The 14,682-nt window shown below is 64.9% G+C and carries 11 protein-coding genes; 3 read left to right on the top strand and 8 right to left on the bottom strand.

What is annotated here, in order from left to right:
• Positions 1-37: 37 nt before the first annotated feature.
• From ACI48I_RS03760 to ACI48I_RS03750, 3 genes are all read left to right on the top strand, one after another.
• A complete protein-coding gene (locus ACI48I_RS03760) occupies positions 38-2,422 on the top strand; it encodes a sensor domain-containing protein (RefSeq protein ID WP_498573373.1) in 2,385 nt (794 codons plus the stop codon).
• Positions 2,423-2,551: 129 nt separating this feature from the next.
• The gene (locus ACI48I_RS03755; protein ID WP_498573372.1) at positions 2,552-5,059 is read left to right on the top strand and encodes a diguanylate cyclase domain-containing protein; all 2,508 of its coding nucleotides are present in this window, start codon (positions 2,552-2,554) and stop codon (positions 5,057-5,059) included.
• A gap of 16 nt (positions 5,060-5,075) precedes the next feature.
• Positions 5,076-5,336: a DUF504 domain-containing protein gene (locus ACI48I_RS03750; protein ID WP_193688703.1), complete on the top strand. Its 261-nt coding sequence runs from the start codon at positions 5,076-5,078 to the stop codon at positions 5,334-5,336.
• Between the two features lie 49 nt (positions 5,337-5,385).
• On the opposite strand, the gene flgL is transcribed toward ACI48I_RS03750, so the two are convergent.
• The 8 genes from flgL to ACI48I_RS03710 all read right to left on the bottom strand — a co-directional run bounded on the left by flgL (position 5,386) and on the right by ACI48I_RS03710 (position 14,664).
• Positions 5,386-6,609 (bottom strand): flagellar hook-associated protein FlgL, encoded by a 1,224-nt coding sequence (flgL, locus tag ACI48I_RS03745; RefSeq protein ID WP_193688702.1) that lies wholly within the window; start codon positions 6,607-6,609, stop codon positions 5,386-5,388.
• Between the two features lie 22 nt (positions 6,610-6,631).
• On the bottom strand, positions 6,632-8,590 hold the full coding sequence (flgK, locus tag ACI48I_RS03740; protein ID WP_498573371.1) for a flagellar hook-associated protein FlgK: 1,959 nt from the start codon (positions 8,588-8,590) through the stop codon (positions 6,632-6,634).
• Between the two features lie 79 nt (positions 8,591-8,669).
• Positions 8,670-9,596, bottom strand: a complete 927-nt coding sequence (flgJ, locus tag ACI48I_RS03735; RefSeq protein WP_498573370.1) for a flagellar assembly peptidoglycan hydrolase FlgJ — start codon at positions 9,594-9,596, stop codon at positions 8,670-8,672.
• Positions 9,597-9,606: 10 nt separating this feature from the next.
• Positions 9,607-10,713: a flagellar basal body P-ring protein FlgI gene (locus ACI48I_RS03730; RefSeq protein WP_498573369.1), complete on the bottom strand. Its 1,107-nt coding sequence runs from the start codon at positions 10,711-10,713 to the stop codon at positions 9,607-9,609.
• Between the two features lie 14 nt (positions 10,714-10,727).
• On the bottom strand, positions 10,728-11,387 hold the full coding sequence (locus tag ACI48I_RS03725) for a flagellar basal body L-ring protein FlgH (protein ID WP_498573368.1): 660 nt from the start codon (positions 11,385-11,387) through the stop codon (positions 10,728-10,730).
• Entirely contained in the window at positions 11,384-12,166 is a 783-nt protein-coding gene (flgG, locus tag ACI48I_RS03720; protein ID WP_193688697.1) for a flagellar basal-body rod protein FlgG, read from the bottom strand. The genes ACI48I_RS03725 and flgG overlap by 4 nt, the downstream gene beginning before the upstream one ends.
• A gap of 61 nt (positions 12,167-12,227) precedes the next feature.
• On the bottom strand, positions 12,228-12,968 hold the full coding sequence (gene flgF / locus ACI48I_RS03715) for a flagellar basal-body rod protein FlgF (protein ID WP_193688696.1): 741 nt from the start codon (positions 12,966-12,968) through the stop codon (positions 12,228-12,230).
• Positions 12,969-13,140: 172 nt separating this feature from the next.
• The gene (locus ACI48I_RS03710; protein ID WP_193688695.1) at positions 13,141-14,664 is read right to left on the bottom strand and encodes a flagellar hook protein FlgE; all 1,524 of its coding nucleotides are present in this window, start codon (positions 14,662-14,664) and stop codon (positions 13,141-13,143) included.
• Between the last annotated feature and the right edge of the window lie 18 nt (positions 14,665-14,682).

The raw sequence follows: 14,682 nt of genomic DNA, 5'->3' as shown, positions 1-14,682 counted from the left end.
CTACGCAAGTCATGGCAAGCCACGTCCGGAGAACGCGTTGAATCTTTCACCGTTACCACTCGCCGTCTTCGTCGTCGACGCCGACGGCGCCATCGCCAGCTGGAACAAGGCCTGCGAAAAGCTCGCGGGCTATACCGCGGCGGACATCCGTAGCAAGACGCTGGGCGAGATCGTCGAGTTCGACTTCATCGGCGAGCCGCCGCTGACGATCGCCGCGCGGGTCGAGTTCGATTCGACTGGCCAGCTGTGCTGCGCCGACGGCCGCCGCCTGCCGGTACGCATCACGATCGCTCCGCAATCGCTCGATCCGGACCAGCCCGGCACCTTCAGCGTGATCGTCATTCCGCGCGCCGGCCTGGTCCCGCCGCGCTATGCGCTGATCCAGGATTTGCAGACGGCCGACATCATCGAAGGCCTGCCCTGCGTGTTCTACGTCATCGACCAGAGCGGTCATTTGCTCCTGTGGAACCACCAGCTGGAAAACGCGCTGGAAATGACGAGCGAGGAATTGCCGACCTGCGATGTTCAGTACTTCTTCGACGAAAAGCAAAGGCCCGAGATCGTGCGGAAGATGCTCGATGCCTTCGAACAAGGCCACTCCTCGCATGAGGCGGAGTTGATCGGCAAGCACGGCAAACGCACGAGCCTGCTGTTCCACTGCGCTCGCACTAGCCTGGGCGAACTGCCCGTCATCTTCGGCACGGGTCTCGACATCACCGCCCGCAAGCAGACCGAGCAAGGCTTGCGGGTGCGCGAGCGCGCCATCTATTCGAGCGTGAACGCCATCGTCATCACCTGCTGCGAGCACGGCAAGAACGCAATCGAATACGTGAACCCGGCCTTCGAGCAGATGACCGGCTATACGCTGGCCGAAATCAAGGGCCGCGACCCGAGCTTCATGCGCATCGAAGGCTGCGACGTGCACGAACACCAGCGCATCCAGGAGGCGCTGAGGAAAAAGGAAAGCGTGCAGGTCATCCTGCGCAATGCGAGAAAGAATGGCGAAGTGTTCTGGAACGATCTGCGGATCGATCCGGTCAGCAATATCGATGGCGAAGTGACCCATTTCGTCGGCGTCATCAACGACATCACCGAAGCGCGCCATTATGAGCGCCGCCTGCACCACATGGCCCACCACGATCCGCTGACGGGCCTGGCGAACCGCACGCTGCTACAGGACGAACTGAAATTCTCGATCGACTTCGCCGTGCGCAACAATGTGCTGGGCGCGCTGGCCTTTCTCGACCTCGACAACTTCAAGCACATCAACGACAACTTCGGCCATGATGCCGGCGACGCCGTGCTGCGCGCCACCGCCAGCCGCCTCAAGGAAAGCGTGCGCGACAACGACACCGTGGCGCGCGTCGGGGGCGATGAATTCGTGCTGGTCATCAATAATCAGCCGGGCAACGAACAGCTGGCCGACCTCATCGAGCGCATCCGCCAGCACGTCAATGCGCCGATTACCGTGGCCGGGCGCGACATCCTGCCCAGTACCAGCATCGGCGTCTCCCGCTTCCCGCACGACGGCGACACGGTCGACCGCGTCATGCGCGCGGCCGACGCGGCGATGTACCACGCCAAGGCCATGGGCAAGAACAATTGCCAGTTTTATTCCGTCGAACTCAACCAGGCCGTGCACCAGCACCTGATGCTCGAAGCCAGCCTGTCGCGGGCCATCGGCAACCATGAAATGGTACTCGGCTACCAGCCGAAGGTCGACCTGCGCACCGGCAAAGTGGTCGGCGCGGAAGCGCTGGTGCGCTGGAACCATCCGGAAAACGGAATGGTGCCGCCGGATGAATTCATCCCGGTCGCCGAAGAAACCGGCCTCATCGTGCCTCTGGGCGAATGGGTGATCGTGGAAGCCTGCGGCGCCCTCAAGGCGCTCGACAAGCTCGGCGTCCGCGATTTCGTGATCTCCGTGAACCTGTCGGCGCGCCAATTGCGGCAGCGTCAGTTCGCAGCAGGGCTGGCGCGCACGCTCAAGCGCATGGAGGTCGATCCGCGCAACCTGGAACTGGAAGTGACGGAAAGCCAGCTGATGGACCAGCCCGAGGAAGCGATGGAAGCGCTGGCCGAACTGAAAGCCCTGGGCGTGCGCCTGTCGATCGACGACTTCGGCACCGGCTATTCGAGCCTGTCCCACCTGCAGAAATTCCCGGTCGACTACATCAAGATCGACCGTTCCTTCCTAGGCGAAGTCAGCCACGACGGCCACGCCGTGATTACGCGCGCGATCATCGCGCTGGGGCACAGCCTGAAGCTCAAGGTCATTGCCGAGGGTGTGGAAACGCTGGAACAACTGACCTTCCTGCGCGCCCACGAATGCGACCAGATGCAGGGCTATTATTTCAGCCCGGCCCTGTCGCAGCACTCGCTCGAGGAACTGGTCTGCAGCGATGCGCGGCTGCGGGGCTAGCGCCGCGTTCAACTTCTGTATGCACAAGGCTTGGGCGCCATGCTACGATCCCGGATCGCTTCCGTCTGACAATATTTTCACTTTTGCGTCGGTAGAAAACGGAGACATCACAGCATTTAAAAAAAACACATGAACTTCGGCACCCGCTTCTTCACCCGCTACATCACCCGCTACGTCGCTGCAATTCAGTGGTTCATTCCCCCGGAGGTCCGCAAGGACGCCGCGACCCTGACCCGCGCGCAGAACGTGATCAATGCCGTCGTCATGGCTGCCCTCTCGGGTCCCCTGTATGCCTACACCTACGATGCGCTGGGCTACAGCGCGGCGGCCAGGGTCATCCTGACCTGTTGCCTGGGCATGTTTGCCGCGCCTTTCCTGATGCGCGCCACCAAAAGCATCGTGGTCGGGCGCGAAGTCTTCCTGTGCGCGGTGTTCTTCAATTTCAGCTGGCTGACCTATGCGATGGGCGGCGTGTCGGCGCCGACCGCCGGCTGGATGGTCATTCCGCCGATGGTCGCCATCTTCCTCGGCGGCTTCGCCACCGGCATGTTCTGGCTCGGCCTTACCTGCACCACGATCGTTTTCATCTATGCCTTGCCGCTGCTGGGCATCCCGCTGCCGACACACCCGATCCAGGACATGGAGCTGTTGTACGTCCTGTGCGACTTCGGCCTGTACATCGTCATCGTGTTCTTCGCGCTGTTGCTCGACGTGACCAGGGTCGAGGGTTTCGTCAAGCTCCAGCATGCACTCGATTTCGTGCGCGCAGTCGCGGTCCGGGATGGCGTTACCGGCAGCCACAAGCGCGGCCACACGATGCGGCTGCTCCAGGAAGAACGGCAGATCGCGGCCGCCAAGGGGTCGACCTTCAGCCTGTGCCTGCTCGAGATCGACCATTTCAGGGCCATCAACGCGGCCCATGGCCAGGCCGCGGGCGATCTGGTCCTGCATGAGGTCGCGTCTTGCGCCCGCGGCCACCTGCGCGACACCGACTCCTTCGGCCGCTACGGCGCCGCGCAACTGCTGCTGATACTGCCGGGGACGACGCAGGAAGCCGCGCTTGTGCTGGCCGAACAGGTACGCCAGTGCGTGCAGGGGCTGCGCTTCACGGGTTTCGCAGGCATCGCGCCGGAGCTCGCCGTCACGGTCTCGGCCGGCGTTGCCGAGCTGCGGCCGGGCGAATCGATCGGCCAGACGCTGGCGCGCGCCGACGAAGCCCTGTACCAGGCCACATGCGGGGCACGTAACCGCGTGGTTGGATATGGGCAGCGTCCCGAGCCCAGCGAGTACAGCGCGGCACCCGAGCTGTTCGACAGCACCCGGATCGACGCCCTGACGGGCCTGCTCAGCCGGCGCGTCCTGCGCGACCGCCTCGGCCATGCGATGGCGCGTGCCTTGCGCAACGGGCGCCCGGTCGGCCTGATGCTGCTGAACCTGAACGAGCTCGGGGAGATCAACGCCGGCTTCGGCGTCGAAGGAGGCGATGCGGCGCTGGTGCAGGTTGCCGCGCAGGTGCGCTCCTGCCTGCACGCGGCGGACACGCTGGTCCGCTGGAGCGGCGACCAGTTCATCATCATCCTGGAGGACCTGAACAATGCGGGGGAAGCGCAGCAGGCGGCGCAGAGGATCCTGAACCGCTTCGCCTTCCCGCTGCTCGTGGGCGAGCGCGAATGTGCTGTCAGCCTGAGCATCGGCATCGCCATGTTCCCTGCGCCGGGCTGCGACATGGACGCGCTGCTCGAGCGTGCCGGGCTCGCCATGACCCGTGCGCGCAACTGGGGCGGCAACAAGTTCCAGATGTATGTGCTGGATGCCATCCCGGCGCCCGACGAGCGGCAAACCCTGAAGGACGGCCTGCGCGAGGCACTCGGCGCGCAGCAGCTGCAACTCGCCTACCAGCCGCAGGTCGACCTCGGCAGCGGCGAAGTCGTGGGCGTCGAAGCCCTGGTCCGCTGGGCGCACCCGCAGCTGGGCCCGCTCGAGGCGGCGCGGTTCATGCCGCTCGCCGAGGAAACCGGCCTGGCCGATCCGATCGGCGAATGGGCCTTGCGCAGCGCCTGCATGCAGAACGCCGCCTGGCGCGCGGCCGGCCTGCCGCCTGTGCGGACCGCGCTGAAGCTGTCGGTCCGGCAGCTCGCGCATCCGGGCGTGGCCGAGCGCATCCTGGCGATCGTCAGGGACACCGGCATCGATCCTCCCTGCCTCGAACTGCAGATCGGCGAAGCCGCGCTGGCCGGCGAGCAGTTGTTGCACGAGGCCGTCCTGGGCAGGGTGCGCCGCGCCGGCGTGCGCGTCTGCATCGACGACTTCGGGCTCGGCGCCGCCCGCCTGCGCTACCTGGCGGCGCTGCCGGTGGACGCGCTCAAGCTGGGCAGCGCCTGCGTCGAGCGGCTCGGACAGCCGCAGCGCGACGACGCTGCCTGGGCCCTGGCCGAATCGATCGTCCACCTGGCCCACCGGCTGCACCTGCGCGTCATCGCCGAAGCGGTCGACACGCAGGAACGGCTGGCCGATTTGCAGGCCATGGGCTGCGATGCCGCGCAGGGCGACGTCTTTGGTCGTCCGTCCGCCGCCGACGAGATTGCGCAATTGCTGGAGCGGCCGTTGAGCATGCCGCTTGCGGCCTGCCCTGGCTGAAGCGACCCGAGCGGCAATGACGCCCATCCACGAAGTCATCAACCGCATCGTCTGGGATACCGAATTCGGCAACGCCCACTTCGTCATCGGCTATTACGACCGGGTCTGTCAGCGCGTGGTGCGCGTCTCGTTCGAACGCATCCGGCTGGAACGCGGCCAGCATTTCGGATTCGACCTGATCGGCGGCGACGGCGAGGCGCGCATGGTGCCGTATCACCGGGTGCGGGAAGTAGTGCGCAACGGGGTGCTGGTGTGGAGCCGGCCCGGACCAGTTTGAGCCTGACTGGCTGGCATGAGGCCATTGGCCTCAACGCCACCTGCGACAATCAGCCGATGTAATTGAACAGCGACAAACCCGACATCGTCTTGAACGACTTCTGCGCCGCCTCCAGGGTCGTCTGCTGGGTCGCATACTGCGAAATCGCCTTCACGATATCGAGGTCCTGCAGCTTCGACAGCGTGCCGTCGTACTGGATGCCGAGGTCGGAACCCGAGCTGTCGAGGTAGTCGAGTTCCTTCATGCGCGAACCCACCGAGGCGCGCACCGTCAGGATGTTGTCGAGCGAGGATTTCAGGCCTTCGCTGGCGGTGTTGAGCTTGTTCGACAGCGTGGCGCGGGAGGTGGTGTCGTCGCCGGAATCGCGCAGCGCCTTGACCAATGTGGTCATGGTGGTGAAGATCGATTCCTTTTCGCTTGGCTTGACCTCGAACTTGTCGCCGTTGGCCGGCTCGCCATGGATCGAGAACGAGGTGCCGTCGAAGGTGATCTGCTTGCCGCTCACGTAAGGTTCGTCGGAAAGGACTGCGCTGGCCGGCGAGGTGCTGGTGTCGGTGACGGAATACGTGGTCACGGCCGGGGTGCCGGCGACCTTGAATTCGAGCGTGTAGTTGTGGCCGGTGAGCTTGGTGGGGTCGGAGACCGCGCCGGTGGCGGCGATCGCCCCGCCCTGGTTGCCGTCGACCATCACGGTCTGGTAGCTGCCGTTGCCGGTGCGGTTGTTCTCGAAGATCGCGCTGCCCGAGTCGCTGATCGCGATCGAACGCGAGGAGCCGACCTGCAGCTTGCGCTGGCCCTGGTCACCCTGGTAAGTCGCGCCGGTGTCGGTCTGGATGAACGGGATCGTGGTGCCGCGGTAGCCCGAAAACAGGTAGCCGCCCGTACCGTCGGCCGTGTTCGCGACGCCGAGCAGGTCATGCATGCGCGCCTCGATCTCGGTGGCGATCATGTTGCGGTCTTCCTTCGAGAGCGAGCCGTTGCCGGCCTGCACCACCAGCGTCTGCACGTCCATCAGCAGGTCGCCGCCGTCGTTGAGCGCGCCCTCGACCAGCGCCAGCGAGCTGTTCGCATTCGCGCGGTTGGTCGCGTACTGGGTGTTGAGCGTTTTCGATTGCGTCACTTCCAGCGCGCGCGCCGAGGCGATCGGATCGTCGGCGGCGGTCAGCATGCGCTTGTTCGTCGCCAGCTGGGTCTGGGTTCGCGCCATGCCGGACTGCAGCGTGTTGAGCTGGGTCGTCGCGTTTTCGTAGATGCTTTTCGTGCTGATACGCATTTCTTATTCTCCAGGGGCCGCGTTAGCGTCCGATCGACAACAGCGTGTCGAAGATGGTGTTGGCGATCTGCATGACCTTGCCGGCGGCCTGGTAGGCCTGCTGGTATTTCAGCAAATTGGTCGCTTCCTCGTCCAGGTTCACGCCCGAGACGTCCGACGCCGCGCCCTGCACCTGTTTCAGCAAGGCTTCGCCGGCGCTGGCGTTCACCTGCACTTCGCGCGTCTTGTTGCCGACCGCACTCACGGTCTGGGCAAAGGCCGACTGGTAAGTCGCGCTGCCGCCGTTGAAGATGTTTTTGGTCTGCAGGGCGCCGAGCGCCTGGATGTTGCGGGTGTCGGCGGTGCCGGCGACGTTGGCGTTGATGCTGAAGCTGTCGCCGTTCGAGGGCACGCCCGACATCGTGATGTTAACGCCGGAAAAACTGTAGCTGGCGCCGGCCTTGAAAGGCGCGCTGCCGCCGGTGTGCGTGGTGGTCGTGCCGTTCAGGGTCATCGTGACCGTGGCGCCTGCCGGGAAGCCGGTCAGCTGGCCGCCCGCGCTGCTGTCATAGCTCAGCGAGACCGGCAGCGCTGGCGGCGCCGCGAAATAACTGGCGCTGACGCTGCCGGCGCTGATCAGGCCGGTACCCTTGTTGGCGATCGGGGCGCTGGTGGCGATCGGAGTGCCGGCGGCGATCTGGCCGACGTCGGTCAAGGCCAGCTGGAAGCCCGAGGCGCCGTACGCGGTCGGGCGCACCAGGTAGTTGTCGCCCGAGGCGGCAGTGCCGGAAATCGTGAAGTCGACGCCGTCGATGGTGCGGGTGGTGCCGTTCGCGTCATACGGGTCGACCTTGGTGCGCTTGTTGTCGGACAGGCGGGTCACGTAAAAGCTGCTGCCGTCGGACTCGACCTTGTAGTCGCTGTCGGTCAGCTGGGTCGGGTCGCTGACGACCGCCCCGACCTTGGCCGTGCTGGTGCTGGCGTTGTCGACGGCCGCGGCGACATAGGCCGGTGCCTGCACGAAGAAATCCTTGCCCTGCTGGCCGCCGCCGTCGATGCCGAGCTTGTGCTGGGCATTGACGGTGAAGGCCATGCCGATGGCGAGGCGGCCGATGGAATTCTGCACGCGGTCGAGGGTGCCGTTGCGGAACTCGAGCAGGCCGCCCAGTTCGCCGCCGGAGACCGCGTTTTCCGGCAGCGCGGTCACCTTGTCGCCGGTGACATAGCCGACCGTTACGCGCGTGAGGTCGGTCGGCGTCTTGATGGTCGCGAGCTGAAACGCCTGCTGGCCGACGACCAGCGGCTGGCCGTTGCCGATCGAGACGTTCAGCGCATTGTTGGTGCCGACCGTGACGGTCGCCTTGACGTGCTTGTTCAGCTCCATGACGAGCTGGTCGCGCTGGTCGAGCAGGTCGTTCGGCTGGCGCTGCTCGATCGAGCCGTAGGAGCCGATCTTCGAATTGATTTCGGCGATCTGCTTGGCGTAGGTGTTGATCAGGTTGACGTTGGTTTCGATCTGGCTGTTGACGCCGTCGCCGATTTCTTCCAGGCGCGCGTCGATCTGCTGGAAGCTCGCCGCCAGCGTTTCCGAGGAGGACAGCAGCGCCTGGCGCGACGGGATCGAGGCGCCGTTGCCGGTCACGTCCTGCACGGCCGAGAAGAAATTCTGGATCGCCGGCGACAGGCCCGACTCGGTGTCGGCCAGCAGGTTGTCGATCTGGCTGATCTGGGCGTAATAGGCGTTCAGCGAGGAGCCCGACGCGGTGGCGGTGCGCACCTGGTTATTCAGGAAATCGTCGCTGTAGCGCTTGATCTCGGCGACCTTGGTGCCGGTGCCGGTGAAACCGACGCCGGTCTCCATCGCCGTCGAGGTGGCCTGCACCACGCCCTGGCGGCTGTAGCCTTCCACGTTGGCATTGGTGATGTTGTGGCCGGTCGTGCTCAGGGCCGTTTGCGCCGCGAACAAGCCACTTTTACCGATGCTGAGGAGGTTTCCGGACATGTGTTTTCTCGAGAGTTATGTTCTTCTACGGCAGGCTGCGGCAAAACTTGAATAGCTTGCCACCTCCGTTATCAGATCGTCATGCCAGTGAATTCTTGATAATCTTCGACAGCTTGGTCCCGTAGTGCGGGTCGGTCGCGTAACCGGCGCGCTGCAGGCCGTGGGCGAAAGCCGCGGCGTCGCCGGCGTGGTTCAGCACTTTCTCGTAGCGCGGGTTACTCGCCAGCATGCGCGCGTAATCCTTGAACGAATCGGCCGGCGTGTCGTAGGCGCGGAATTTTTCGACGCGCTGGCGCGCGTGGCCGTTTACGTATTCGGTCGTCACGGCGGTCGCGATCTTGCCCTTCCAGTTCGGGCCGGCCTTGATGCCGAACAAGTTGTTGGCGTTGCTCCCGTCGCTGTTGCGGATCATGCGCTTGCCCCAGCCGGTTTCCAGTGCGGCCTGGCCGAGCATGAATTTGGCGGGAACGCCGGTCGCGGCTTCCGCTTCGGCCGCGTGCGAACCGAGCTTTTCCTGGAAGGCGCGTACGTGCGGCGCCTGGGTGCGGCCGCTGGCACTGATGCCATTCGTCTGGACAGCAGCTTCCAGGCCTTTCAGGGCAGCGGCTTTGTTCGGCAGCATCGGGATGTCGATCGCGCTGGCGGCGCCGTTGGTTCCGGCCGCGCCGTCGACGCCGCCGATGGCCAGCGCCTTGGCGTCGTTCTGGGCCGAGAGCTGGCGCACCAGCACGTCGGCCAGGCCCATGCCGCGCTTGGCCATATTCTGGCTCAGCTGCTGGTCGAGCATCCCGGTAAACATCTTCGTTTGCTGGTTGTCGGTCAGGCCGTCCTGCGGCGTGGCGTCGCGCATGGTCTTCATCATCTGGTTGATGAACAGCGCCTCGAACTGCTGGGCCGCACCGCGGGTGGCTTCCTGCGCGCCGGCCTTGGCCGAGCGCTTCAGGTCGCCGAGGCCCTGGGTGTCGAGTGCGAAGGCGCTGGTGACCTTGTTTTGGGATGGGAGCATCGCCGCGTCCTTAGATGATTTCGAGTTCGGCGCGCAGCGAACCGGCAGCCTTCAGAGCCTGCAGGATCGCCAGCAGGTCTTGCGGGGTGGCGCCGATCGAATTCATCGCCTTCACCACTTCGGCCAGCGAGGCGCCGCCCTTGACCAGCACCACCTTGCCCGGATCCTTCTTGATTTCGACGCTAGGCGTTTGCGTGACCACCGTCTGGCCGCGCGAACCCGGCGCCGGCTGGCTGACGTTCGTATCGGCGCCGATCGTCACCGACAGGTTGCCGTGCGAGATGGCGCAGGTGTCGAGCGTGACGGCCTGGTTCATCACGACGGAACCGGTGCGGGCGTTCAGGATGACTTTCGCGCTGGCCGCGGCCGGCTTGACGTCGATGTTTTCCATCAGGCCGATGAAGCTGACGCGCGCATCCGAGGAGGCCGGGGTGCGCACGCGGATCACGCGTCCGTCCAGGGCGGTCGCGGTGCCGACGCCGAACTGGTCGTTCAGGGCCGTCACCACGCGGCTCGCGGTGGCGAAATCGGTCTGGTTCAGTTCCAGGCGGATCTGGTTGTTTTCGCCGAGGTTCGAGGCGACCGCTTTCTCGACGGTGGCGCCGCTCGAGATCTTGCCGACCGACAGGTGATTCACTTGCGTCTGGGCGCCGCCGGCGGAGGCGCCGGCGCCGCCGACCAGCACGTTACCCTGGGCCATCGCATACACCTGGCCGTCGGCGCCGTGCAGCGGCGTCATCAGCAAAGTACCGCCGCGCAGGCTTTTGGCGTTACCGATCGAGGACACCGTGATGTCGATCGTCTGGCCCGGCTGGGCAAAGGCCGGCAGCGAGGTCGTGACCATCACGGCGGCGACGTTTTTCAGTTGCAGCTGGCCGGTCGGCGGCAGGTTCACGCCCTTCTGCTGGAGCATGGCGATGATCGACTGCACGGTGAACGGCGTCTGGCTGGTCTGGTCGCCGGTGCCGTCGAGGCCGACCACGAGACCGTAGCCCGACAACTGGTTCTGGCGCACGCCGGCGATGCTGGCCATGTCCTTCAGGCGCTCGGCGTGAACGGCTGGAGCAGCGGCAACGAGGGCGGCGCAGAGGGCCAGCAGCGGGAACTTGAAACGCATGACGAATCCTTGATTTAGAACGGCAGCAACGACTGGAAGAAACGCGACATCATCGAATTGACTTCGGCGCGGTCGATACGGCTGTTGGTGCGGTACTCGACGCGCGCATCGGCGACAACCGTCGAGGACACGATATTGCCGTTCTGGATCGTGTCGGGGCTGACCATGCCGGAGAAGCGGATGAACTCGATGCCCTTGTTCATCGCGACCTGCTTCTCGCCGGCGACGATCAGGTTGCCGTTCGAGAGCACCTCGGTGACGGTGACGCCGATGGTGCCGGTGAAGGCGTTGCTGGCGCTCTGGTTGTCGCCGTCGGCAAACTTGATGCCGCCTTCGGTGGCGACGTTCGCGCCCAGCTTCGACTGCAGCGGGCCCGGCAAACCGAACTTGGCGCTGCCCGACTTGTTGCCCGAGCTGGTGCCGGCCTTGTTGGCCGAGGTCTTTTCGACGATGTTGATGGTCAAGAGGTCGCCGATCTGGCGCGCGCGGCGGTCTTCGAACATGGGACGGTATTTCGCCGCGTTGTAGATGGCGCCGTCGGTCGGCGGCGCGACTTCGGCCAGGGCCGGACGCGCGCTGCGCGTTTCCTGCACGATGGTGCTCGGCGTGACGGCGCAGCCGCCAAGAATGGACGCCAACCCGGCCACGATCAGCGAGAAAAGAAGCGTTTTCATAACTGGGACAATTTCTGCAGCATCTGGTCGGAGGTCGTGATCGCCTTGCTGTTGATCTCGTAGGCGCGCTGGGTCTGGATCATGTTGACCATTTCCTCGACCACGTTGACGTTCGAGGTTTCCACAAAGCCCTGCATCAGGACGCCGGCGCCGTTGGTGCCCGGGGTGTTCGCGTTCGGGTTGCCGGAGGCGGTCGTTTCCATGTACAGGTTCTCGCCTTTCGACTCCAGCCCGGCCGGGTTGATGAAGGTCATCAGCTGCAGGTTGCCGATCTGGGTCGTCGCGGTGCTGCCGGCGGTCTTGATGGACACGGTGCCGTCGCGGCCGACCGTGATCGACTCGGCGTTCGCCGGCACGGTGATCGGCGGCTGCACCGGATAGCCGCTGGACGTCACGAGCGTGCCGTTGGCATCGGTCTGGAAGGAGCCGTCGCGGGTATAGGCCTGGGTGCCGTCGGGCAGGAGAACCGGGAAGAAACCGGCGCCGTTGACCATCACGTCCTTCGAGTTGCCCGTCTGCTGGGGATTACCCTGGGTGAAGATGCGTTCGGTCGAGACGGCGCGCACACCGGTGCCGAGCTGCAGGCCGGAAGGCAGGTTGGTTTGCTGCGAGGATTGGGCACCGGGCTGGCGCACGGTCTGGTACAGCAGGTCCTCGAACACCGCACGCGAACGCTTGAAGCCGTTGGTGCTGACGTTGGCGAGGTTGTTGGTGATGACGTCGAGGTTGGTCTGCTGCGCCTCGAGGCCGGTCTTGGCGATATACAGCGAACGAATCATGGTTTTCTCCTATTGGCGACCGAGAGCCGCCGCGTATAGGAGAATTATGCTGGAGAAACAGTTAAGTCAAAGCAAGGATCTGACTGGCTTTCGCGGCGTTATTCTCGGCGTTCTTCATCAGGCTCATTTGCGTCTCGAAGGAGCGCGCGAGACCGATCATTGACACCATGGCATCGACTGCATTCACGTTGCTGCCTTCCAGGGCGCCGCCCGCGACGCGCACGCCCGCGTCCGGCTGGGCCGGGGCGCCATCCTTCAGGCGGAACAGGCCGTCGTCGCCGCGCACCAGGTCCTTTTCAGGCGGGTTCACCAGCTTGATGCGGCCCAGGATCACCGGCGCGGCCGGACGTTCGGCATTCGACACCGTGGAAATCGTGCCGTCGCCGCCGACCGTGACCGTCACGTCCGGCGGGATCGTGATCGGACCGCCCTCGCCCGCGATGGTCTGGCCGGAGGTGGTGGTCAGCACGCCGTTCGGGCTCATCTGCAGGGCGCCGTTGCGCGTGTAGGCTTCGCTGCCGTCGGCGTTCTGCACGGCGATCCAGCCCGGGCCCTTGATGGCGACGTCGAGGTCGCGGCCCGTCACTTGCAGCGGGCCTGCGTTGAAATCGGCGCCGACGGTGTTATTGACGACGAAGGCGCGCGTCGGCAGGCCTTCGCTTTGCACCGGCACGGCGCGGAAGGTGTCGAGCTGGGCACGGAAACCTGTGGTGTTCAGGTTGGCCATGTTGTTCGAGGTCGTGGCCTGCTGCTCGAGGATGTGCTTGGCGCCGGAGGCGGCGGTGTAGATTAAGCGATCCATTGATTGTTTCCTTCGTCTCGTGTCCGGGCGATGCGTTTCGACTTGCTGCTGTATCCACGCGTGGGCTCCAGAGCCCACCCTACGGTGCACCACCGTTCGTAGCAAGTAAGGTAGGGTGGGCACTCCGTGCCCACGCGTTCACCGGTTGACGCCGGCGAACTCATTTCAACGATTAACGCATGCTCACCAGGGTCTGCAACACCGAATCCTGCGTCTTGATCGTCTGCGCATTCGCCTGGTACACGCGTTGCGCGGTGATCATGTTGACCAGTTCCGCCGTCAGGTCGACGTTCGAAGTCTCGACCGCCGACGATTGCATCACGCCGAAGCTGCCCGAATTCGGGGTGCCAATCAGCGGCGTGCCGGAATTGGCCGATTCGGCCCAGGCGTTGTTGCCGAGCGGTTCCAGGCCATTGCTGTTGGCGAAGTTCGCCAGCACGACCTGCCCCAGCGGCTTCGATTGGCCGTTACTGTACTGGCCGAGGATGATGCCCTCTTTACCGATCGAAAAGCGCTGCAGGTGGCCGGCCGTGTAGCCGTCCTGGACCAGCTTCTTGTCGCTGGTCGCGGTGCCGTATTGCGTGGTGCCGGTGAAGGCAATTTCCATCGTCTGGGTCGGCTCGGAACCGGTCGACGGGTAGATCGGCAGGTCGATGCCGAACTTGCCGCCGTTGGCCGTGGTCGCGGCGTTCAGGGCGCCGTTTTCGTCGAAGCGCAGGGTGCCGACCGGGATCGCGGGCACCTTGACCGAGGCCATGATCGCCTTGTCGACCTGGTCCGGGCTGTAGCCCGCCACTTTCGCCGCGTCGGTGCCGGCGGCCACGATCGCCGCCTGGGTGGCGGCGTCGGCGCCGGCCGTACCGGCGGCGCCCGATACCGCGGCCGATGCCGCATTGGCATAGTTGGCCAGCGCGGTCGCGATCGTCGCCGCCACCGGCGGGACGGCCTTGGTCGCCGCATCCCACGCAGCACGTGCCGCCGTGCTCGCCGCGTCGGCCTGCGATGCCTGGGCCACTTTCAGGTTGGTCACTTCGGTGCCGTCGTTGGCCGCGTACACGTCCCAGGTGCCGGAACCGTTCTTCACATAGAAGGTCGACAGCACGTGCGGGTTGCCCAGGGTGTCGTAGACGTCGACCGGCGACTGCTTGTTGTAGCTGTTCGGGTCGGTGGCGTCGAAGGGCATCACGGCTGGCGAGGCAACGCGCGAATCGAGGTTCATCTCGATCCCGACCTTGGTGGTCGAGACCGGCTTGATGTCGCTGGTGCTGATCTGCACGGGCGTTGGCGCGCCGGCCAGGATATCGCCGTTCGGACCGGTACTGTAGCCGGTCAGTTTGGCGCCTTGCGCATTCGTCATGTAGCCGTCCTTGTCGAGCGAGAACTGGCCGTTGCGGGTGTACTGCACCAGGCCGGAGGACACGGTACGGAAGAAGCCCTGGCCGTTGATGGCGACGTCGAGCGAGTTGTTCGAGGATTCGATATTGCCCTGCGTGAACTGCTGGGCGATCGTCGACACCTTGGTACCGATACCGGCCGTCACGCCGCCGGCGCCATTCAGCGAGCTGGCGTAGACGTCGGCGAATTGCGCCTGGGCGCCCTTGAAGCCGACCGTGCTGGCGTTGGCGATGTTGTTACCGATGACGTCCAGCGATTTGGCTGCGCCGTTCAAGCCGCTCAGGCCTTGTTGGAAAGACATGTGATGCTCCTAAACTCA

It is taken from the genome of Massilia sp. LXY-5 (assembly GCF_059801075.1).
Note: the sequence above shows the minus strand (reverse complement) of the source record. Positions and strands in the feature narration are given on the sequence as shown.

Coding starts and splice junctions, on each gene's coding strand:
- ACI48I_RS03755 (WP_498573372.1), top strand. CDS start 2,552: ATGAACTTCGGCACCCGCTTCTTCACCCGCTACATCACCCGCTACGTC.
- ACI48I_RS03750 (WP_193688703.1), top strand. CDS start 5,076: ATGACGCCCATCCACGAAGTCATCAACCGCATCGTCTGGGATACCGAA.
- flgL (WP_193688702.1), bottom strand. CDS start 6,609: ATGCGTATCAGCACGAAAAGCATCTACGAAAACGCGACGACCCAGCTC.
- flgK (WP_498573371.1), bottom strand. CDS start 8,590: ATGTCCGGAAACCTCCTCAGCATCGGTAAAAGTGGCTTGTTCGCGGCG.
- flgJ (WP_498573370.1), bottom strand. CDS start 9,596: ATGCTCCCATCCCAAAACAAGGTCACCAGCGCCTTCGCACTCGACACC.
- ACI48I_RS03730 (WP_498573369.1), bottom strand. CDS start 10,713: ATGCGTTTCAAGTTCCCGCTGCTGGCCCTCTGCGCCGCCCTCGTTGCC.
- ACI48I_RS03725 (WP_498573368.1), bottom strand. CDS start 11,387: ATGAAAACGCTTCTTTTCTCGCTGATCGTGGCCGGGTTGGCGTCCATT.
- flgG (WP_193688697.1), bottom strand. CDS start 12,166: ATGATTCGTTCGCTGTATATCGCCAAGACCGGCCTCGAGGCGCAGCAG.
- flgF (WP_193688696.1), bottom strand. CDS start 12,968: ATGGATCGCTTAATCTACACCGCCGCCTCCGGCGCCAAGCACATCCTC.
- ACI48I_RS03710 (WP_193688695.1), bottom strand. CDS start 14,664: ATGTCTTTCCAACAAGGCCTGAGCGGCTTGAACGGCGCAGCCAAATCG.